Below are 23,974 nucleotides of genomic sequence, written 5' to 3'. Positions count from 1 at the left end.
TGTAATAAAGGAGAACCAGGTAATGACAGATATTGAGATAAAAACATTAAAAGAGGCTATAGAGAATGCCAATGTAATATCTTTTGATATTTTTGATACATTATTATTTAGAAAAGTAAACAGACCAGAAGATATTTTTGTAATGCTTGAAAAACTTACAGGAATAGAAGGATTTGCTAAAAAACGTGAAGAACTTCAGACGCAGGCAAGCATGAAAGCGGAAAGAGAATGTGGACTTCCTCATGCAGATTTGGATTATATATATAACTATATCAGTGCGAATATGAGCGAAGATGCAGATTTTGAAAAAATAAAACAGTTAGAAATAGAACTTGAGAGAGATGCATTGTTCACAAACAAAGAGATAAAAGAGATATATGATTATGCAAAAGCAAAGAATAAAAAAGTAATCGCTGTAAGTGATATGTATCTTATGAAAAAAGATATAAAAGTATATCTTGATGATAATGGATATGAAGAGCTTGATGCAATATATGTATCAGCAGATGAACATAAGACTAAATATAATGGTGATATATTTAAATATGTAGCAGAAAAAGAACATGTATCATGCGATAAAATATTACATATAGGTGATAATTATCAGTCTGATTATGTTAATGCTGTTAAAGCCGGAGTAAAAGCATTCCATTATAAAGCATATTCAATAGGACCACTTAAAAAAGACAAATTTCCGGCTGTTAATGTTATTAATTCTGTTACAAGAAACTCAGACGATTTTTGGTATAATCTTGGAGCGAAAGTTGGCGGACCATTATATTCAGGAATATATGAATGGTTTACAAAACGTATAAAGAAAGAAAAATATGATAAAATATTCTTTTTGGCAAGAGATGGATATATTCTATATAATATATGCAAAGAAAGACATATGGAGAATATTGATTATCTATATGTATCAAGAAGAGGTTTGTTGTTAGCTGGAATTACAGAACTTGATAATGAATCACTTGATCTGCTTCCACCTTATACTATAGGTCAGACAGTTAAGGAAGTTCTTGAATATCTTAATGTTAAGGAAGTATGTACAAAAGGAATTACTCAAGCTGGATTCTCTGGAATTAATGCTAAGATAAAAGACAGAGAAGATATGGCTCGTTTTAAGAAGATATATAAAGCTAATGAAGAGGCATTTCTAAAAAGATGTGAATATGAAAGACAAAATGCTCTGAAATATTTTACTGAAAAAGGCTTTATGGATGTAGATTCAATAGTATTTGACTGTGGATGGAATGGCAGTTCACAGTATCTTCTTGATAGATTTCTTGATGCAGCGGGATATAAAGGAAGCAATCAGTTCCTTTATATAGGTATCAAGAATAGTGAGAAGAGTAAAGTACAGTTACATGATAAGAAATATGATACTTATATTTTTGATATAGATAAAAATAAAGAGTTACAAAGTCGAGTAATGCAGGCAGTTGTATTATTTGAACTTTTCTTTGGAGCACCACATGAATCACTATGGTATTATGGAGAAGATGGTCCTGTACTTGAAAAATATGGTAAGTCAGAACATACAGCAGGAATAACAAAAGGTGTTATGGCATACCTTGAGAATGTTCTTGATTTTTATGAAAAATATAATGTGGATATAAGTTCTGAAGATGCATGTTACAGTGTAGAAAGACTTGTTAATATGCCAACTAAGGACGAAGCAGTTAATATTGGTAATGTAAAGAATGTAGATGGATTTGTAAAGACAAAAAATAAAGAAAAATATATAGCAAAACTTGGACTTTTTGAGTATATGTTTAATCCTGATATGGAGATGTATTGGCTTCAGGGACTTCTTGTAAGACCTGATATTAATAAGATACTTAAGAAGAAACTTGCTAAAAAATATGATGTTGATTATGAAGCATTTGCAGCAGGAGATGAAGTTACTATATCAACTGATAATATTGAAAAAGGTCAGATAAAAGATATACTTGAAGATATAAAGAAAAAGGAAGGCAAAGTAACCTATGAATATATGAAAAAATATATGGATGGTGAAATAAGCGATCCTTATAAGAGATGGCGTGAAGAAAATGAAAAAGATAACTTAAAGACAGAGCCATTAGCATACAGACCTTTAATATCATCAGTTATTCCTGTATACAATGTAATTGATGAACAGCTTACAGAGTGTATTGAATCTATTCTTAACCAGACTTATGACAACTTTGAACTTATACTTGTTGATGATAATTCTAGCTGGGAATCAGTAAGAGATATACTTAAAAAATACGAGAATAATGAAAAAGTTCATATAATATACAGAAAAGAGAATGGACATATCTCAAAAGCCACAAATGATGGTATAGCGATTGCAAAAGGCGAGTTTATTGCATTTACAGACTGTGATGATGTGCTTGCACCTAATGCATTCTATGAGATGGCTAAAAAACTTAATGAGAATCCGGAACTTGACTTTATATATAGTGATGAAGATAAACTTACAGAAGATGGAAAGAGAAGACATTCACCATTCTTCAAACCGGAATGGTCACCAGATACATTTATGTCAATAATGTTTACTAATCATCTTGCAATATATAGAAGAAGTATAGTGGAAGAAGTTGGTGGACTAAGAAGCGAATATAATGGTGCACAGGATTATGACTTCACATTAAGATTCATGGAGCATACAGATAATAAGAGAGTTGGACATATTCCAAAAGTTCTATATTATTGGAGAGAACGTCCGGAATCAATAGCATCTAACCCGGAAGCTAAACCATATGCATTAGAAGCTGTTAAAAATGCTAAGATAGATGCACTTAGAAGAAGACATATAGATGGTAATGTTGTATATGTAAAGGAATTATATCAGTACAGAGTGGAATATGAGAATAAGAATAACCCACTTGTAAGTATAATTATTCCTTCAAAAGATAATTATACAATGTTAAAGAGATGTGTAGAATCTTTAAGAAAAATAACAACATATAAGAATTATGAGATAATAGTAATAGATAATGGCAGTAATGATGAGAATAAGGCACTTATAGAGAAGATGCTTAGTGATAATGGTGCATCATATTATTATGAACCTATGAAGTTTAACTTCTCAAAGATGTGTAACATGGGAGCTGACAGAGCAAAAGGTGAATATCTGTTGTTCTTAAATGATGATATAGAGATATTCAAACCACGTTGGTTAGAACTTCTTGTTGGACATGCAAGCCTTGATTATGTTGGTGCTGTAGGAGCTAAACTATATTATCCTAATTCCAATATAATACAGCATGCAGGTGTTGTAAATCTTCCGATAGGACCGACACATAAACTTATTGGAATGTCTGATTCACAGACTTATTATTTTGCAAGAAACAAAGCAGATTATAATTATCTTGTAGTTACAGGAGCATGTCTTATCTTAAGTGCAGATAAATATAGAGAAGTAAATGGCTTTGATGAAGAACTTACAGTAGGATATAATGACGTTGACTTGTGCATGAAATTGTATGAAGCCGGATACTACAATGTGCTGCGTAATGATGTTGTCTTATACCATTATGAGTCAGCAAGCAGAGGTTCAGATGATATAAGTAAAGAGAAGATGGAACGTCTTAGAACAGAGAGAACAAGACTATATGCGAAACATCCAGAACTTGAAGGCAAAGATCCATTTTATAATATAAATCTTACGCCGGATAAAGCTAATTATGATATAAAGCTTGATGAATATAAGGAACTTAGTGAGATAACTCCACTTACAAAAGCTGTGCGTGAAAATCTCAAATATGGCGAAGTAAAGGCGAATATTGATACAATATCACTTAACCATATAATAACTATAGAAGGATGGCAGTTTATAGAAAAAGACAAGTGCAATGATGAATCAGAAGTATATCTTGCGATAACAAATGCAGGTGGCAAAGGGTATCTTGTTAAAACTGAGAGAAAATACAGACCAGATATAAGAGCAGCATATCCAAATGGTAAAAAGATATTAATATCAGGTTTTGTATGCAAGATAGATGCGAAGATGTTAAGCAAAGATGTGGAACAGTATTATATAACTCTTGTAATAAAGAGTAAAGGATTAAAAGGAAATGTTATCTATGCTATGGATAAGAGCATAGATATGACAAGAATATATCCGGATATTGAAAAAGCCGATACAATAAGAAGCATAGATTTGAATCAGATACCACAGCATCCACTTATGACTAACTTTGAAGATATAGAATGTGATGGTGATGAGATGCAGATAAGAGGTTGGGCTATTCAAAAAGACATTGGATACAATGATAATTACTTAAAAAATATAATTCTTGTATCGGACAAGGGTGAGTCGTTAGAAATTGTTGCTTCAAGAGAAGAAAGAGCTGATCTTGTTACAGCATATAGAAAAATACCTAACATTAGATTTTCGGGATTAAAGAAAAAGATAAAAATTAATGAGTTGAAAAAGTATGGAAATCGTTTTAAAATGGGAATAATTGTAAGAGACAGCTTTAGTAACGATGTAAAGTATATAATGACAGAAAAAATACTTGATTTATCTAAAGAACAGGTAAGTGATAAATAAGGAGTGAAGACATGAGTGAAGCAGTTATAAAGGCAAGCAATATATCAAAACTTTATAAACTTTACGATAGACCGGGAGACAGATTTAAAGAAACATTCAGTTTGTCAAAAAAGAGCTATCATAAAGAATTTTATGCTTTAAAAGATATTAATTTCACAATTAACAAAGGTGAGACTATTGGAATTATCGGACGTAATGGGTCCGGTAAATCCACACTTTTAAAGATTCTGACAGGAGTACTTAATCCGTCAGAAGGCAATATTGAAGTGAATGGTAAGATATCAGCATTGCTTGAACTTGGAGCCGGTTTTAATATGGAATATACCGGAATGGAGAATATCTATCTTAATGGAACGATAATGGGAATTCCAAGAAAAGAGATGGAGAAGAAAGTTCAGGATATACTTGATTTTGCAGAGATAGGCGATTTTATATATCAACCTGTAAAATCATATTCAAGTGGTATGTTTGTAAGACTTGCATTTGCAGTTGCTATTAACGTTGAACCAGAGATACTTATTGTTGACGAGGCACTTGCTGTTGGTGATACAAGATTCCAGTTAAAATGTATGGACAAATTTGTTGAATTCATGGAAGCAGGCAAGACAGTATTATTCGTAAGTCATGATATTAATTCAATAAAAAGATTCTGTAAGAGATGTATATGGATCAATCAGGGGAAGCTCATAATGGATGGTGAGACTGATGAAGTATCTGATAGATATATGGATTTCTTAAAATATGAATGTAGTATTGAAGAATATCTTGCACAGGTTGAAAATTCTAAAAAAGAAGCAATGGAACTTGCAAAAAAAGCAGAAGAAAACAAAGAAGAGCCAGTCGAAGAGAACGTTACAGAACAGGATATAGATAAAGTAGATCTAGGTGAGATATATGATATGCGTCTCTTTAATTCAGAAGGTAAAGAGATTAATGATATTACTCATGGAGAAGATGTAACAATTAAGATAAGATACATTGTTAATGAACTTAATGTTGATAATCCGGTACTTGGAGTAGCAATAAGGACAGTTGATAACAAATATATTTGCGGACTTAATACATTACTCGATAATCATACGATTAGCTGGAAACGTGGTATGAATGAAGTAACGCTTACATATAAGAAATTTAATCTTACTGGAGGAAATTATTTCTTTGATGTGGCATTATTTGATAGAACAGCTACTGTACAGATTGATTACAGATCACAGTTTAAGACATTTTTTGTTAAGATGAATTATATTGCGGAAGGAGTTGTAGTGCTTAATCATACATGGAATTAGGCAGAAGATAATTATGAAGAAGAGAATTATAGTAACAATTGTATCAGCACTTGCCATGTTAGGACTGCTATTCCTTCTCAATCCATTTCAGGTTATGACGATTAATATATGTTATGACCTTACAACTGAGAGCGAAGGACTTGCTGAATTCTATTATGCACCAGATTCAGAACATATATCACCATCAAGACTATATGCTGATAATATGAAGCAGGGAGAGACACGTTCTGTTAAGAAGAATATTGAAAAAGAAAATTATATCTTCAGAATAGATCCTTGTAATATCGAAGGAGAAGATGTAACAATTAGTAATCTTCGTGTAAAATATATGTGGATTGAAAAAGCAATGGATATGTCAGAATATCAACTTATAAATGATATGGACAATGCAAATATAAGTGAAGATGAGATAAGTGCAACAGCAACAGGTGAAGATGCATACGTTGTATATAGTGCAAAAGATAAAATTGCAGAAGTTAATAAAGCGACAAGAACAGTAGCATATATAGTATATTGTATAGCTGCAGTACTTACAGGTCTGTTCGTATTTGCACAGTATAGAAGATTTAAGATTGTTATGTATTGGGCAATAGATATAGTAAAGAATAGAAATCTTATAGTACAGCTTGCAAAAAACGATTTCAAATCAAGATTTGCAGCATCATATTTAGGTGGTATATGGGCATTTATACAGCCAATAGTAACAATAATAATATATGTATTTGTATTCCAGTATGGACTCAAAGCCGGCGCACCGGTAGAAGGAATAACATATGTACTATGGTTAGTATCAGGAATTGTTCCATGGTTCTTTTTCCAGGATGCACTCTTATCAGCAACAAATAGTTTGATAGAATATGCATATCTTGTAAAAAAAGTAGTATTTAAGATTAACATTCTTCCAATAGTAAAGATTACATCAGCATTATTTGTGCATCTGTTCTTTATAATCATAACAATATTATTGTATATTGCTAACGGAAGAAGCTTTGACATATATATAATACAGATTGTATATTATTCATTCTGTGCCATGATACTTGCAGTAGGATTGTCATATATAACATCATCTGTAGTAATATTCTTCAGAGATCTTGGACAGATTGTTAATATTATACTTCAATTTGGAATGTGGTTAACACCTATTATGTGGGATGTCTCAATGATGGGACCAACACTTAGAAAACTGATGAAACTTAATCCGGTATATTATATCGTATACGGATACAGAGATGCTTTTTATAATCAGACATGGTTCTTTGAAAAACCAGATCAGACAGTATATTTTTGGGTAGTAACAGGACTTATATTCCTGGCAGGAATGTTTGTATTTAAAAAGCTTGAAAAACATTTTGCAGACGTATTATAAAATTGTGAAAAATATTTTAGAGCCACATTAGATTAAAATGTGGCTCTAAATGTATATATAGATGTAAGAAACTGTATATAAAAATATAAGATGATATACATATATACAGATACAAAATATTACGTTTAGATAGTATATAATAGATGCGATACAGATATCAAATATATAGATATAAGACTGTATCTGACAAAATATGGGGTGGTGACAAAGATTAATGCAGAAAAAGATAAGATGGATGTTAATATTATTTATATGTATAATAGCAGGAATAGCTGTAGGGAGCAGATTCGATTCTAAAGCATGTATAATAGCATTAGCAACAGTTATAATGATTAGTATAATGTCAATAACGTATGTTATGCGAGATAAAGTATATAATATAAGCAAAAATGTATTCAATAAGATAATGAGAATTATAATAAATCATTCTATGATATTTCTTATAAGTACATTACTGTTAATATCCATAGTAGTATTTTGGAAATATTTAACGATGAGATATGTATATATATTTAAGGATATTGCATCAGATTCATATAATCAGACATATCCATTTTTATATAGTATAATTCATTATATAAAGACAAAGGGTAAGATTCCAAATTTTATGTTTACTATGGGACTTGGCGGAGAGCCTAAGAATGATATGATATTTCCATATAATGTAATATTACTTCTGTTTAATGAAGAAACTTTTATATATGCACTTCCATATATACAGATTGCAAAGATTATTTTGGCAGGTATCTTTTTTTATGCATATATGCGTGAGAGAAAGATTAGCAAATATACATCAATTATAATGGCATTAAGTTATGCGTTCTGTGGTCCTATGATGTTGAGAAATATGTGGTATACATATTCAATAGAAGTAATGTTAGTTGCATTAATACTATGGGGATTTGAACTATATTATAATAATAAGAACAGATTTATACTGCCACTTGCAATGTTACTTATGCTCAATACACTTAGTACATATTATATGGTGCTTTATACAGGAATAATAATTGGATATACGATATTCAGATATTTTACAGAATTTGAAAAAGCAAAGAATAATAAAGGATATACCAAGAGATATATACTCAAATATACTATATGCTATCTAATAGTATTGCTCATAACTGTACTTATAAAATATAGTGATATTAGAGAAGTATTATTTAGTACAAGGTTTAATGATGGAATAAGCAAGAATTCAGTTAATTCGGTTAATTATAGTATTATAGCAAAAATAGAGGACTTAGTTACTGCGTATATAAGTAATTTCTCATTATCAATTAATATTGTAGATGGAAGTTACAAGGGAGAGTTAAATCAGCTCAATGCACCAACATACTTTGGAACAATGATTACATTTATATTTGCAATAATGAGTATACATATAAAACCTGTAATCATGAAAAAAGAGATACAAAAAGATATAAAGAGCAACAAACTTATATACATAACAAAATACAGAAATACAAAAACATATAGAAAAGATACAATAACACAGACAGTATTAAAAATAATATCTGTGTTATTGATAATTATATATACAGCATCACCTATTTTTCGATGTTTTATTAATGGAATGAGTTCAGAGTCATATAAGTTATCATCTCTTTGGATTATAGTATTGATGATGTATTGGGCATCTTTAGAGATAGACAGGTGGAACAAGACAAAAAGACTAGAGCGATATAAACTTTGCATAGTAACACTTACTAATATATTACTGATAATAATAGTTGCTGTAACCAATAGAGACATAATTAACAATATTGAACTTGTAAGTATAATAATCTTGTTGCTATTGCTGATGATATTTATGACAGCTAATAATATACATTACAACATAAAACGTGCAACAGTAATGGGAATAGTTATAATCCAGGTACTTACAGGAGCAATGAATGCAATAAATATTAATGGTGCAATAGAGGCAGATACGTTAAGCCTTAGAAGGGATTATAACGATTATACAAAAGAGTGTTTAGAATACATAAAATCGATTGATGACAGTGAATTTTACAGGATAGACAAAATATATAACAGTCCATATCTTAACGATTCACTTATACTTGATTTTTATGGAGTGAAGTCATATATTGGTGGAACGGATTTTAACAGTAATGTAAGAGAATTTGTAAAAAGTCAGGGTGGACAATTCCTTAGCTATGGATATATGTATGGATTCTACGGAATAACAGAGACTAATACTTACTTAGGAGTAAAATATGTTCTTGCTAAGACAGATACAATACCATATTATGGATACAAGCTGATAAAACAGATAGAAGACATATACATATATGAGAATGAGTATGCACTTCCACTTGCATTTTGCTATGACAGTTATATAACTAAAGACGAATATGATGCTATGACACTTGAAGAGAGAAGAGAAGCTATACTTGAGAATGTAGTAGTATCCGGAGATAAAAAATGGCTTAGACATACAGAGACAGCGGATAATATAAACGGTGACGATGAGAATATAACAGCTACAGGAGAAACTAAGACTAGTGATAAGAGTACAACAGCGACAGAAGAACAACTTATCAACAATAGCGGTTATACTGTTAATAAGAATGATCCTGACACAACATTGAAGATAGAACTGAATTTTACATCAAAAGATGAGAAACAAGGATATCTTCATTATGTATCAGCAGGAGAACTTAAATCAATAGAACTTGTAGAGCATAAAGGCAGTAACAATTATGCTATAGAGCTGAATGAAGATAATATAGAATCTTTTTGGGTTAATATACCAAGTTATGGAGAATATGATAGAATAGACGGAACAGTAAAATACACATATTGCTCAAAAGAAGAAAGATATGGTAAATACAAGGAAGATACTGAAAAATTAAGAGATTCAGCTGTCAATATAGAAAGTTTTGATGATGAGTATATAGTAAGCAGTATAGAAGTTACACAAGATAAAATGTTATGTTTTACAATACCATATAGTACAAAATGGCATATATATATTGATGGTACGGAAGTAAATGTGTATAATGTTAACGAAGCATTCTTAGGATGCAGAGTAAAAGCAGGAAGACATACGATAGAAGTAAAATACATACCTTAGGTTCATAAGGATAATGTAATAAAAAGAAAAGAGGAAAACTATGTACAGAATATCGGTAGTAGTGCCTGTATACAATGAATCAGGCAATGTAAAAGAATTGTTCAGAGAGATAAAAGAAGTATGTGTAAAAGAAAACTATACATATGAGATAATATTCGTAGATGACGGTTCATCAGACGATACAGCTAAGCAGTGTGCAGACTTAAAGCCACTAAAACTTATAAGATTTCGAAGAAACTTTGGACAGACAGCAGCTATGGATGCAGGAATTAAAGCAGCACAATATGATTATATCGTAACAATGGATGGAGACAGACAAAATGACCCTGCCGACATACCTAATATGCTAAAATATATGACAGAGAATGACCTCGATGTAGTGTCAGGCTGGAGAAAAAACAGAAAAGACACAGTAATGAAAAAATTTACATCAAGAGGTGCCAATTTCCTTAGAGGAATAATAGTAAAAGATAATATCCATGACAGTGGATGTTCATTAAAAGTATATAAAAGAGAATGTTTTGAAAATCTTTCACTTTATGGAGAAATGCACAGATTCATACCGGCACTCCTTAAGATAAAAGGATTTACAGTAGGTGAGATAGTAGTAAATCATCGACCAAGAACAGCAGGAGTAACTAAATATAACTGGAAGAGAACATTCAAAGGCTTTGTAGACATGATATCAGTATGGTTCTGGAATAAATTTGCAGTAAGACCATTACACCTTCTTGGAAGTACAGGAATAGTATCAATCTTCATAGGAATAGTGTTCGCTATATGGTCACTTGTATTATTTATAATGGGTAATAATATGTCAGACTATATGCAGCCAATCGTAAGTGTTCTATTCTTACTTGCAGGATTATTCCTATTCGTATTCGGTCTTATGAGTGATATTCTCGTTAAGACATATTATGGAAGCAAGATAGACACACCATACAATATCAAAGAAGTTGTAGAGAACAAAGAAGATTAATTAATATAACAATACGAACGGAGCAAAGATTATGAGAATAATGATGATAGCGCCAACACCATTCTTTGCAGACAGAGGATGTCATACAAGAATATATGGTGAGATAACAGCATTACAGAGACTAGGACATGAAGTTGAACTTGTGACATATGGCCTTGGCAGAGACATAGAAGGTGTAAAAACAGTACGTTCATATAATTTTCCGTGGTATAAAAAACTGACAGCAGGACCATCCGTATGGAAGATCCTGCTACTTCCATTCATATACCACACTGCAAGAAAAGAGATAAAAAGATATAATCCTGATATAGTACATGCACATCTGCATGAAGGAGCATTTATAGCCAAATTCTGTAAGACATTTGACAAAAATAAAAAGCGTCTGTATGTATTCGACCTGCAAGGATCATTAAGTGGAGAGATAATACAGCACAAATTCGTAAAAGAAAATGGAATCTTCCATAAGTTCTTTATAGCCCTTGAGAAGAAGATAAACAGTTGGTTTCCTATAATAACACAGTCGGAGAACCTCTATAACCAGTTAATTACAATGGGAGTTGAAAAAGAAAGAATCGTTAACGCAATGGATGCCGTAGACACAACAGCATTTGCACCGACAGAACCAGATAAAGAACTTGTTCATATGTTAGATCTTGATAATGGTAAGAAAAAAGTCCTGTTTATGGGACTTTTAGAGAGTTATCAGGGAGTTGACTATATGTTTGATGCATTTGGAATGGTAAAAAAGCAGTATGAGAATGTAGAATTTATAGTAATAGGATTTCCAAACATTGATAAATATAGAGCAAAAGCAAAAGAACTAGGAATAGAAAAAGATGTTAAATTCATAGGAAAAGTAAGATTTGAAGATGTTCCATCATATCTGTCACTATCAAAAATAGCAATTGCACCAAAGATAGCAAGTGCAGAAGGCGATGGTAAGATATACAACTATATGGCAATGGGAATGTCAGTAGTAGCATTTGACAGAAGTATATCAAGAGAGATATTAAGAGATACAGGAATTTTTGCCAAGATGAAAGACTCAAAAGATATGGCAGACAAGATAGTAAGTCTTCTTAATGATGATGAGCTTGTAGAAAGACTTGGTAAAGCAGCAAGACAAAGAGCAGTAGATTATCTATCAACAGACATAAGTGCAGCTAAGATAGATGAATTCTATAAAAAAAATCTATATAAGAAAAATCTAAAATAGACTGTTCGTCTATGAGCATAGTATAAGTTATGCAATCATTACATAATAGGCAGGTGGATCTGATATAGATAGGATAATGCTTGCACATAAGTTATATAGATAAGATAATGCCTGCACATAAGTTAGGACATGCAATTGTATGCATAATAAAGACATCAAAAAAGCATTAAAAAGAATATGAAAAGTAGAATGGGGTGGAATATAAGATGATTAAAAATGTATCATATACACTTCTTGCCAAAATAGTAGCGATGCTATTCTACCTTGCAACCGACATAGTAGTAGCAAGAATGTTAAATATAGACGGATACAGCGAATGGACATATTTTTATTCAGTTGCGACAATGCTTGGATATGTTACATGGTTTGGAATTAACGCATCTGTAAAAGTATTTGTATCAAAACAAAATGATGAAAAAGAGAGAACAGAATGTCTAAGAGCCGGACTTATATTAAGACTCTTGATAAGCATTTTCTTTGCTGTACTTATAATGGCTTTATCATATCCATTTGCAAAAGTACTTGGTTATCCTGATAAATATGCTAATCTTGATAAACTCATACTAATGTCAGGAGCGATGGTATTCACATCATCATTTACAGAATTTTTCAAAGAGACAAGTATAGGGCTTGAGAGATACAAAGATGTGCTTATTATAACAACGATAGAGTTTGGGCTGAACTTTCTGTTCAGTTTCATAGGTATATGCATATATCACAATCCGACAGCAGTTGCAGCAGGATACATAATAGCAGGAATATTCGAACTAATAGCAGGTTGTATGATATATAGACAATATATTATTATAGATAAAGACATAAAAAGCAAACTTGATACAGCAAGAATTACAGCTTTAGCTAAGAAAATAATGAAATATGCTATTCCACTTGTAATCATAAGCTTTGGCGGAATGGTTCTTATAGAGATGGATACAGTAATGCTTGGAATGTTAAGCAGCAGAGAACAGGTATCAGTATATGCAGTAGCCAAGAAACTTTGCCAAAAAGCAACTCATATTAATTATGCACTATGCACAGGAACGATGACAGCATTCTCTGTGCTTACATACGAGACAATAGTGGAAAAAAGAAAGAAATTCAACAAACTATGTGGAATAAATATAATTGTTGCAGTAACAGTAAGTCTTGGATTCATAATAGCAGGACCACTAGCAATAAAGATACTATATGGAAGTGAATATAGAGAAGCCGGTGATGTAATAAGACTATTAACACCATATTATATACTATATAGTATATCTAATTTCTATTCACTCTTTCTTGATTTTCATAACAAAGCAACTTTTAGAAGTCTATGTTATGTACTTACACTTGTAATTAATCTGATATTAAACTGGATGCTCATACCGCCAATGGGGGCAAATGGCGCAGCGATAGCAACAGCAGTATCATTGATACCATATACAGTGCTTGTAATAATACAGACAGAGAAGATATTTGCGAAATACAGAGCAAAATAAAATATAATTATGTTGATGAACAAAATGATAACATAGAACAATATGGGGGAATTGGATTATGACAATGGAGAATAAAAAAATTAAAACTTTGTGTCATATAAGTATTGTAATACTTGCAGTAATAGCAGGTATTAGTATATATGGATATGAAAAAACGAGAATATTCTATGAACAGAATCTTGGGCTTATAGAAGTTATGTGTCTTGTGGGAACACTGTTACTTATATATTTTTCATCATATATCTGTACAGGGAGTATAATAAGTTCATTTATAGGAACACTTGTCATTATGCCTATTGTATATATGGCACTTAGAAAACTTACATTCTATCTCACAGTAGATGAGATAAAAGCAATCAATGAGCAACTCTATATAACAGATGCAGATTCATTTACAAAAGTAGGAAATCATTGGTTTTCAGGCGATTCAAGGACTAACTATGTAATACTTGGAACACTTGTAAAGCTTGCACCACTTGAATGGTTCAAAATACATGGAGTATCACCGGAACAGGTAACCAAAGCACTGCATTGGATTATGGGAATGATAACTATAGATATAATAGTAGTCGTGACATATATACAATCTTTTGGACATCGTAAAGATACATCAGGTCAGAATCATAATACTAGTATATCTGAGAATAGAAGCACAGAGAATATTAATCAGAATAACATACAGCATAATACCAAAAATAATGCTAAAAATAATGCTAAAAATAATGCTAAAGAACAATATTCAAATAATATAATTACACACATAATCTCTGGTATGAGAGAAGAAACCATAATAATAATACTTTTTTATGCGATAATGAGTCTTCAGGTTACATTACTATCAATTAAGACAGTTAACTATGATCTTAACTCACTATTACTAGCACTATTATCAGTAATGTTAATGATATATGCAATACGAAAAGTAAGCTCATTAAATGCACTTATGGCAGTTGTATCAGCAATGCTTGCGACACAAGATAAGATGCTTGCAGGTCCAATGCTATATCTAGCACTACTCATTATGGTAATAATTCTCACGATAAAGGTTATTAGAAAAAATATTAAGATACCACTAGTATTAATAGCAGCAGCAGTTACAATGATACCTGTGATAATGAGTTATATGGCTAATTACTATGTAGGATTTTTCCTAGCAGGCGGTAATATACCATCAGTAACATTTCATGATACAGTATATTCGTATGTACAATATTCATTAACAATACTAGAGTCAATCAGCAGTTTTTTTGCACTCTCAGATAAAGCAGTTATAGTTAACCTGCTTATGCTATGGGGCATATTCACGATAGCTTCATATATTACCAAAAGTGTTGAGAAAAGCATTAATAATAAAGCAGTTCAGAATAATGATAAGAAGAACGTTGGTAATAATGTAATTCAGAATAATGATAAGAAGAATATTAATAACAATGTTATCAATACTAGTGACAAGAAAGTTATATCAAGGAAAGAAAGTATATGTGCAAAGAGAGTAAAAATAATATCGACTATAGTAATTGCATTGGTATTTATGATGTTCATAATTGCAATAATAAGTATTAGACTAACACCATTTGTATATATGTCACCATTATATAAGATGGATGTTGGAAGTTATAATTCTAAAAGTATTATGAATGGGATTACATATCATTTTAATGCTAAGAGTATGGCAGAGCATTATGCAAAGCTTGCAGGAACAATAATATATATATTCTATAAATCGGTGCCGGTAGGTTATATGGTACTGTTAGCAGCAGTTGGAGTTGTTATGTATATATATAAGAAAAGACCGGATATAAGTAATATGTTATTCATACTTTTATCAGCGGTTATATTTCCATTGCTCTATTCAGCAATACAGATTACGCCTAATGAGAGATACCAGAATGTATACATATTAATATTTGCATACCTTACGGTAGTGACACTTGTAGAGCTGGTTATAGAAAATAAAAAAATATACCTCTATGTAATACTAACAGTTATGCTCATAAATGCAATAGACGTACATAGATATGACTATGCATATACAGAATACTTTGCTATATGGGATACAAAATATATAGAACAAAGAGAAGAATGTTATACCGGAAAGATGGTTCCAGGCTATCATGCAGCATGGGGTGAGCATGTTATATATGCAGGTGAGATGCTAGGAAGATATGCACATGACAACAATATACCATATAAGGACATGAATATACACTATGAATATTATGGAGAATACTATAATAATGGTGGAATGAACATAATAGTAGATGGAAGCGAAGCATGGAAGACATGCGAGATAGGAGAGCATGACTACTTTGTAGTATCCAGAGGAGCAGCGACAAAAGAAGGCGAAGGAGGACTTTCTATAAAGCTCATTAATAACGCAACACCAATGTATACGTTTGGATATAATGGAGCAACCGAGATGTGGGTATATAGTGGAGAAGAAGTTATGAAGTGGCGTTAGAGATTGACTATATTATGATTACGTTATATAATAAAATAGAAAATAGAAATTTCAATTTTGTGAGGTGATTATATGCTGTTTGAATATATTATTAATAATTATGACAAGGATGAGCCGATTTTTATATCCGAGTTGCCAGGAAAGTCAAAAAATAGTATACGTCAGGAATTAAAAAAATTGGTAGATGAAGGAAAATTGGAAAGACTTTATAACGGAGTATATTACCTATCATATACTACTATATTAGGAACAAAGGGACGTATATCTGTGGATAAATTCGTAAATAAAAAGTATATGGTACATGAGGGCATAACAATTGGATATATTACAGGGATGCAATTAGCTAATATGTATGGATTTACATCTCAAAATCCATCATGTATTGAAGTGTGTTCAAATGAAGCAACAACTACACAACGAAAACTTAATATAGCTGGGCGTACTGTTATAGTATATAAGCCTTTAGCAAAAGTAACAGAAAAAAATAAAACAGCATTACAATTTTTGGATTTTATGACAGTTATAGATATATATAGTGAAATATCTGGCGATGCATTGCAATATAAGTTGAAAGAATACGTGAAAGAGATTAATATTGATTTCAAAATTGTACGAGAGTATATAGCATTATATCCGGACAAAGTATACAGAAATATATATCAGGGAGGATTAATGCATGAATTGGTATAAAGAGTATTCTGATGAATGGAAGGAGATCATTGAAACTGTAGCCAGAGAGTGTGGAAGAACAGAACTTATGGTTGAAAAAGATACCATTCAATCAATGTTTTTGTATGAACTATCAAAATCAGAATTACCATTTGTATTTAAAGGTGGGACATCACTGTCTAAAGCTTACAATTTGATAGATCGTTTTTCAGAAGATATAGATCTATCAATGAACAGAAAAATAACAGAACGTGAAAAAAGACAGTCTAAAAATGAAATAATAGAAATAGCTAACAATTTAGGAATGATACTTATTAACCCTGAAAGTATAAAATCAAGATATGATTATAATAAGTATATATTCAAATATAAATCATTATTTGTGGAATTACCTATGGAAATTATTATAGAGACTAGCTATTATCAAAGAGTATATCCTGCAAAAGAGCATATAGTTGAAAGTTTTGTAGGGAGATTTTGTAAAGAAAGAAATATAAGTTTGCCAATTATATTTGCAGCATCTGATGTTGTGATGAATGTACAGTCTATACAACGTACATTTATAGATAAAATTTTTGCAATATGTGATTATAGAATACAAAATATGCAGGATAGAGATTCACGACATTTGTATGATATATGTAAGCTACTATCGCAGGTAAAGTTAGATGAAGAGTTGGATGAATTAATAGATAAAGTTAGAAGTGATAGAATGTGTTCAAAAAACAATCCGTCAGCACAATTAGAATATAACATTCCTGATATGCTGAATGAAATAATAAGAAGTAGGTTTTATGAGCATGATTATATAACAGTTACACAGCGATTATTATATGAAGATGTTGATTATGACTATGCGATAAACAATGGTATAGCCATTGTTGCAAAATCAGATGTATTTGAATATAAAAAATAGTAAAGTAAGATGTGAATTATCTCTTAGTGATAAGATGTAGTTCACATCTTCTTATATTATAGAAGTAACTTGATATACAACTTGACATAATAACTTAACATAAAACTACGATTTTGTGTGCTTTGGGGCGTTTATTAAGAAAGTTTGCAAAAAAATAAAAAAATTTTAAATAAGGGGTAAAGTATCTTGTACACCAATCCGAATTATAGAGCATAACAAGTTAATTGTTGTTTAATCAAGATAAAATTGTTTTTATAATAATACAAAATTAGGTGTAAAGACAATTGGAACTTGGGACGATAATTAACATGTCAAGCGGAGGTTCTACTAAGTAATTGAAAAAGATCAGTGCTGGGAAAACAAGAAAGAAAAAGGCAGCTGATTAGGGGGTAAGGATGTAGAAAACCGATGCACATGTAATAGAAACATTACAAACAAAAAAGGAGGGTGGTTAGATAACTTATAAGGTAATAAGTACCACAGACAACTAGATATCACACTATTATGAGTTAGAGAATGTACTTATAGTGTAAGTATGTGTCGTATTATTGAATCGATAGAGCTTTAGGCAATAGATATAAATGATATGCCGTGGCAGGTATATGATGAGGTTGATAACATCAAACACATCTATCATATTTAAAAGCTCAAATGATTCACATTCGTACCCACATCTACCGGACAAAAGTTCCGGTCCTTAGATATCTAAAAACTCGCCGAAAACAGGCACAATTTTTAAATTTTAGGAGGTCACGATATGAACAAATTTACACGTTCCCAGATGGGAAAAATTATGGCATACGCTTTATCTGCTGCTATGGCAGTTACTGTTGTGCCAACATATATGATGAAACCATTAACAGTTATGGCTGCAGCTGAAATAGATTCTACACAGGAAGTAAAAAACGGTGAATCAATAAAGGTAGCCGTAATAGGAGATACTAAAACTCGATTTGCTCTTTTTGAAAATTCAGACGAAAATCAGACAGGTGACAAAGCAGTATATGTATTTGATACAGTTGAAAGCAGTGAAACAAGTGCATCTATTCCAGTTCCTTATGATGTACCAGCAGGAACATATTTTGTTGGTGCATTAGAAGATGAGATCGATGATAAAACAGCTGCTTCTTCATCAGCAGAATATAAAGTAAAAAAAGATGCTATGGTAAAGATAAATACCGCTGTTGTTGCAACTAATATCCAAGCTAGTGCAGAAGATGGAGCAGTTGTATATTTAGAAGATGATACTGATGGTATAAAAGTAGGATCAACATTACAATTAAAAACAACTGTTTTAGCACCATCATCTGATGCTACATATAATTCAGTTACATACACTGAAGTAGATGAAAAAGGCGATGCTAAGACGACAGAAAATCTTTCTATTGATGGTGATGGTTTAGTTACACTTGGCAGTGGTAGTGATAAAGTCGCATTTGGAACATATTATTTCAAAGCCACAGCCACAGTAGCTCCAAAAAGCTCATCAACAGCCGCTGGAAAACCGCTTACATCAATAGTAAAAGTAGAAATAAAAGCAGCAACTAAATTAGATAAGGACAGTTCTTCAATCAAATCAAATCGTGGAAACATGATACTGGAAGATGGCAATGATTATGCTACTGTAACAACTAAGATAGTAGCTACAGACGACAAAGAACCTGTAACAGAAAAACTTACATGGAAGATAGCTAAAGATGATGAGGCAACTAAATCATCCGAAAAAGATGGTATTGTAACATATAGAGATACAGATGGTGTATATGCAACATATGAAATCGCTACAGGCAAATTTACACCTAAAAAAGCCGGAACATATAAAATTCAGTGCATAGGTGCAGTTTCAGGAGTTGCTGCAAAAGTAGAAAGTGATGCTATCATTGTCAAAGAAGCTTCATTATCTAAAGATGCAATTACAGCTAAAGTTGGAGCAAAAGAAGGAACAGAAGTAGTTCTTACTTGTGATACAACAGCAACATATTCTTATGCTGTAGAAAACACAGATATTGCCACTGTTACACAAACAGATGCAAACGATAAAAAACCTAAAGTTGTAGCAGTAAGTGCAGGTACAACTAAGCTTATCGCAACAATCAAATACTATGATAATGGAAAAGAATATAGCGTGACAAGAACTCAGGATATTGTATCAACAGTTGATGCCAAAGACCTTGATTTATCAAAGATTAACGAGCCTGAGAAATATGTTGATTCTATAATCAGTACTGCCGATTCTGATACAAAGGATGTAATTATCGATGCTATCCTTGATGGCACAATAGATGCAACCAAATTAGCACCTGAGACAATTGCTTCACTTGATACAGAAGTTGAAAACATATACGGTGCTTACTTTAAATCAGCAGATGATACAGGATATAATAAAGTTGAGGCAAATGGACTTGTTCTTTCTGCTGTATATGACGGCATTTTAGATGAAGATGCTCCAAAGAATCCTGTCGAAGTAGCCGTTGTAGCAGGAAGTGTAAGAAATTCTGATAAAGCAAACTGCGTTGAAGGTTCTGTAGCCGACTTTGTAGCTGAATATACAATTGATGGTAAATTATCACAGCCAAATACACCAATTGCACTAACATATACAGCTACAGCAGCTAAAACATTCAATACAGATAAGAAATATGATATCTATGAAAATGGTGTTAAAATAGCAACTGTTAAACCAAACAGTGATACTGAAATTTCATTTACAACATCAGGTTTCAGTGTATTCTCAATTGTTGAAGCTGATGCAGATACACCAGTTTCAGATGACATCTACGACAAAGTAGACTTCTCAGCTCACGTTCAGAGAAGAATTGGTACAGATGATGAAGCTGATATCGCAGCAACAGTAACAGATGATGGTCTTATCTCACTAGGTACTCATGGACAGAGCAGACGAGTTGAAATGATTACATTAAACGGATTAGATCCTGATAGTGTTGAGATGACAGCACATGTACAGAGAAGAGTTGATCATCCAGAAGATGTAGCAGACTTAACACAGGTTGTTAACGAAGACGGTTCAATCTCATTAGGTACAGAACATCAGTCAAGAAGACTTGAAGCATTCTCAATGAATCTTAAAGGTGATTTAGCTGACCAGTATGATGTTTATTACAGAGTACATGCTCAGAACGTAGGCTGGTTAGGATGGGCTAAGAATGGCGAATTAGCCGGAACATCACATAAGTCATTAAGACTTGAAGAGATTGAAATCGTATTTGTAGAAAAAGGTACAGAATTCGATGCAAGTCAGTATATCGCAGGTCATGAAGATGGTGATAGAGGATACTTAAATAGCGAAACTGCTTTCATTGATGGAAGTGTTAAATAACTATCAGCTATGTTGATATCTAAAAAATATTAATTAAATTATTAAATAATAAGTAAGATTCCCATTATCCTAAAGATTAGATGTTTTCTAAGGATTTTGGGAATCTTTTTCCAAAAATGGAGGGCTAAAATATATTATGGAAGTTTTTATTCTAATATTAATCTGTACATCAATTGCAGCCATTGTACTAAGAGTTATATATTTATTGAAGAAAATTGATTCTGAAACTGAGTATTCTTATGAAAATACACCTCCAAACTTCACTGAAGAAAATGGTTCATTGTACATAACAATTCCATATTATGCATGGCAAACAAAAAAATTAGCAGCAATAAACAAATTATATTCTAAAGAATTTATTTTTGACGAAAAAAGATATATTACCAAATGCCATTGGGATGATAAAAATAATGCTACATCTGACATAGTACCCAAAAATTCATTAAGTGAACGGATTTTTAAGAACTACTATGCTCTTGTAGATCTTGCTTTTCCCACTATGCATAACAATACTATTATAGGCAATAACAATTTTATAGGAAACAATAATAAGATTAATAATAATCCATCTATTCATACTATTTCTATAAATAAGACGGATAAAGATGAAATAATTAAGAACATTAACTCACTTATAGATAGTGAAATTGATAATAGCATTAAAAATGAATTAAAGAATTTTAAAAATGATTTATCAACTAATAATGTAACACATAAAAAGTGTAATAAATTATGTTTGATACTAGAAAAATTATCAAAGCAAGCTCCTTATGTAAATTTAGTAACATCATTAATAAACCTATTGAGAACTATTAATTAAGATTCATTGTGATATAATATAGTTTTAACAGCTCAACCTAATAATTTAAAGCTACCAAATAAGAATACCTGGTAATATGGTTCTATAATACTAGGTATTCTTATTGATGACTTTAAAAGTAAACTCAAATTTCCAGATATTATATCATAACAAAGTTAACTTAAATCTCAATATCTACTTTTGCTTTGAAGCTTTATTAGATTCTGAAAATATATTACATTTGTTTAAAATTTTATTTTGAATAATTGTTTCAACTTCAAACATCTTAATCTCTGTAGATTTGATAATATTACAATCATTTCCACATAATATATGTTCATCATCTATTCGACGTAGTAAGTACCATTTTTCCTGATCTATTTCTATGTAAAAATTTTTATTTTTAGTTTTAGAATCAAAAAATAACAGAGCCAAAATAACAGCACCTATCATTCCACAAACAGCTGAAATCCATATTGGTGATATGTCTGTAACACTTTGCATATAATAAGTTATTATAGGTAAACCAATTGTTAAAACTAGAAAAATCTTATAATCTTCAAACCATAATCTGTATTTTTCAAGTTTTTTACATATTCTAATAGCAATCAAGAATATGGTTAATAGTAAGAACGCCCAGCAACATATGGTAATAAATAGTGTATCTGATGAAAATAAATAATTTTCTAGCGTAAATAATAGAAATATTATAATGTAAAAAAAGTTTTGTATCTTTAGATCATCATTTTTGTTTAGCAATAAAATTTCTACAGAAGTTAGTGATAATGAGTTTATACGATTTATTGATATGCTAATAAAAATAGCACATACAAGCAATGGTAAAAAAGGACTGTTTGGATCTAAAGATTTAATTAGTTCTATAAAATCAATGTTCATTGCAAAAACCCTCTTTCTTAAATAATTATTTATAACATAATTTAAAAATGTTATACACAAAATCCCCCTGATATATCATAACTAATGATACTACCAGGGGAATTTTAATCTAGATATGAACAATAACTACAAGTTATCTATCGTTCTTACAGATTATTAATATGTCACCTTATTCCAACATTTTATTAATCCGTTATCTTGACTTATTATTTATTTCTAATATCGGTTTCAGATTATTTCTCGCTAACAACTCTATCCATATAAGCTGCTTTTTCAGAATATCCTCTGTCGCCTTCTTCTGGTGTCTTAACGTACTGGCTTTCGTCAAACTCTGTACCTTTTTCAACGAAGATGATTTCGATTCCTTCAAGTCTGAATGAATGACCTGATGTACCAGCGATTTCACCGTTCTTAGCCCATCCTAACCAGCCATAGTTCTGAGCGTGTACTCTGTAGTATACGTCATATTTCTCAGCAAGGTCACCTTTAAGGTTCATTGAGAATGCCTCAATTCTTCTTGACTGGTGTTCTGTACCGATTGAGATTGAACCGTCTTCATTAACAACCTGTGTTAAATCAGCTACATCTTCTGGATGGTCAACTCTCTTCTGAACATGAGCTGTCATCTCAACACTATCAGGATCTAATCCGTTTAATGTAATCTTTTCAACTCGTCTGCTCTGTCCATGAGTACCAAGTGAGATGATACCGTCATCTGATACTGTTGCAGCGATATCTGCTTCATCATCTGTACCGATTCTTCTCTGAACGTGAGCTGAGAAGTTTACTTTGTCGTAGATGTCATCTGTATCTGGTTTATCTGGTTTATCGAAACCAGCAGTATTATCAGTAACTTCAGCATCAGGTGTCTCAACAATTGAGAATACACTGAATGAATCTGTCTGGAATGTTAATGTATTACCTGCAGCAGCTGAT

13 protein-coding genes and 1 pseudogene are annotated in these 23,974 nt (G+C 31.5%); 12 read left to right on the top strand and 2 right to left on the bottom strand.

Features of this window, described 5'->3' with window-relative positions; all coding sequences use genetic code 11:
- The first annotated feature begins 22 nt into the window (after positions 1–22).
- The 12 genes from KQI85_RS15125 to KQI85_RS15070 all read left to right on the top strand — a co-directional run bounded on the left by KQI85_RS15125 (position 23) and on the right by KQI85_RS15070 (position 22,162).
- The gene (locus tag KQI85_RS15125; RefSeq protein WP_216576877.1) at positions 23–4,543 is read left to right on the top strand and encodes an HAD-IA family hydrolase; all 4,521 of its coding nucleotides are present in this window, start codon (positions 23–25) and stop codon (positions 4,541–4,543) included.
- 11 nt (positions 4,544–4,554) lie between these two features.
- Positions 4,555–5,829, top strand: coding sequence for an ABC transporter ATP-binding protein (locus KQI85_RS15120; protein ID WP_216576876.1), 1,275 nt, complete (start codon positions 4,555–4,557; stop codon positions 5,827–5,829).
- A 13-nt stretch (positions 5,830–5,842) separates the two neighbouring features.
- Positions 5,843–7,198: an ABC transporter permease gene (locus tag KQI85_RS16700; RefSeq protein ID WP_253293922.1), complete on the top strand. Its 1,356-nt coding sequence runs from the start codon at positions 5,843–5,845 to the stop codon at positions 7,196–7,198.
- Positions 7,199–7,412: 214 nt separating this feature from the next.
- A complete protein-coding gene (locus KQI85_RS15110) occupies positions 7,413–10,283 on the top strand; it encodes a YfhO family protein (RefSeq protein WP_216576875.1) in 2,871 nt (956 codons plus the stop codon).
- A gap of 40 nt (positions 10,284–10,323) precedes the next feature.
- Positions 10,324–11,262, top strand: coding sequence for a glycosyltransferase family 2 protein (locus KQI85_RS15105; RefSeq protein WP_216576874.1), 939 nt, complete (start codon positions 10,324–10,326; stop codon positions 11,260–11,262).
- Positions 11,263–11,293: 31 nt separating this feature from the next.
- Positions 11,294–12,478, top strand: a complete 1,185-nt coding sequence (locus KQI85_RS15100) for a glycosyltransferase family 4 protein (protein WP_216576873.1) — start codon at positions 11,294–11,296, stop codon at positions 12,476–12,478.
- 206 nt (positions 12,479–12,684) lie between these two features.
- Positions 12,685–13,959 carry a flippase gene (locus KQI85_RS15095; protein ID WP_216576872.1) on the top strand — a complete coding sequence of 425 codons (1,275 nt, stop codon included), beginning with the start codon at positions 12,685–12,687 and terminating at the stop codon, positions 13,957–13,959.
- Between the two features lie 58 nt (positions 13,960–14,017).
- Complete coding sequence (locus KQI85_RS15090; RefSeq protein ID WP_216576871.1) at positions 14,018–16,420, top strand: hypothetical protein; 2,403 nt, start codon at positions 14,018–14,020, stop codon at positions 16,418–16,420.
- A 72-nt stretch (positions 16,421–16,492) separates the two neighbouring features.
- Complete coding sequence (locus KQI85_RS15085) at positions 16,493–17,110, top strand: hypothetical protein (protein WP_216576870.1); 618 nt, start codon at positions 16,493–16,495, stop codon at positions 17,108–17,110.
- Positions 17,097–18,005 carry a nucleotidyl transferase AbiEii/AbiGii toxin family protein gene (locus KQI85_RS15080; protein ID WP_216576869.1) on the top strand — a complete coding sequence of 303 codons (909 nt, stop codon included), beginning with the start codon at positions 17,097–17,099 and terminating at the stop codon, positions 18,003–18,005. The genes KQI85_RS15085 and KQI85_RS15080 overlap by 14 nt, the downstream gene beginning before the upstream one ends.
- 757 nt (positions 18,006–18,762) lie before the next feature.
- Positions 18,763–21,342 (top strand): hypothetical protein, encoded by a 2,580-nt coding sequence (locus KQI85_RS15075; protein WP_216576868.1) that lies wholly within the window; start codon positions 18,763–18,765, stop codon positions 21,340–21,342.
- 136 nt (positions 21,343–21,478) lie between these two features.
- Positions 21,479–22,162: a hypothetical protein gene (locus KQI85_RS15070; RefSeq protein WP_216576867.1), complete on the top strand. Its 684-nt coding sequence runs from the start codon at positions 21,479–21,481 to the stop codon at positions 22,160–22,162.
- A gap of 174 nt (positions 22,163–22,336) precedes the next feature.
- Here the strand turns inward: KQI85_RS15070 and KQI85_RS15065 are convergent, their stop codons facing one another.
- On the bottom strand, positions 22,337–23,038 hold the full coding sequence (locus tag KQI85_RS15065) for a hypothetical protein (protein ID WP_216576866.1): 702 nt from the start codon (positions 23,036–23,038) through the stop codon (positions 22,337–22,339).
- A gap of 233 nt (positions 23,039–23,271) precedes the next feature.
- A pseudogene (locus tag KQI85_RS15060) lies at positions 23,272–23,974 on the bottom strand (hypothetical protein); the annotation flags it as partial.

The organism is Falcatimonas sp. MSJ-15, from assembly GCF_018918265.1.
Lineage (GTDB): Bacteria > Bacillota > Clostridia > Lachnospirales > Lachnospiraceae > Falcatimonas.
The sequence above is the reverse complement of the archived record's forward strand: the minus strand, read 5'-3'. Positions and strand labels throughout refer to the sequence as shown.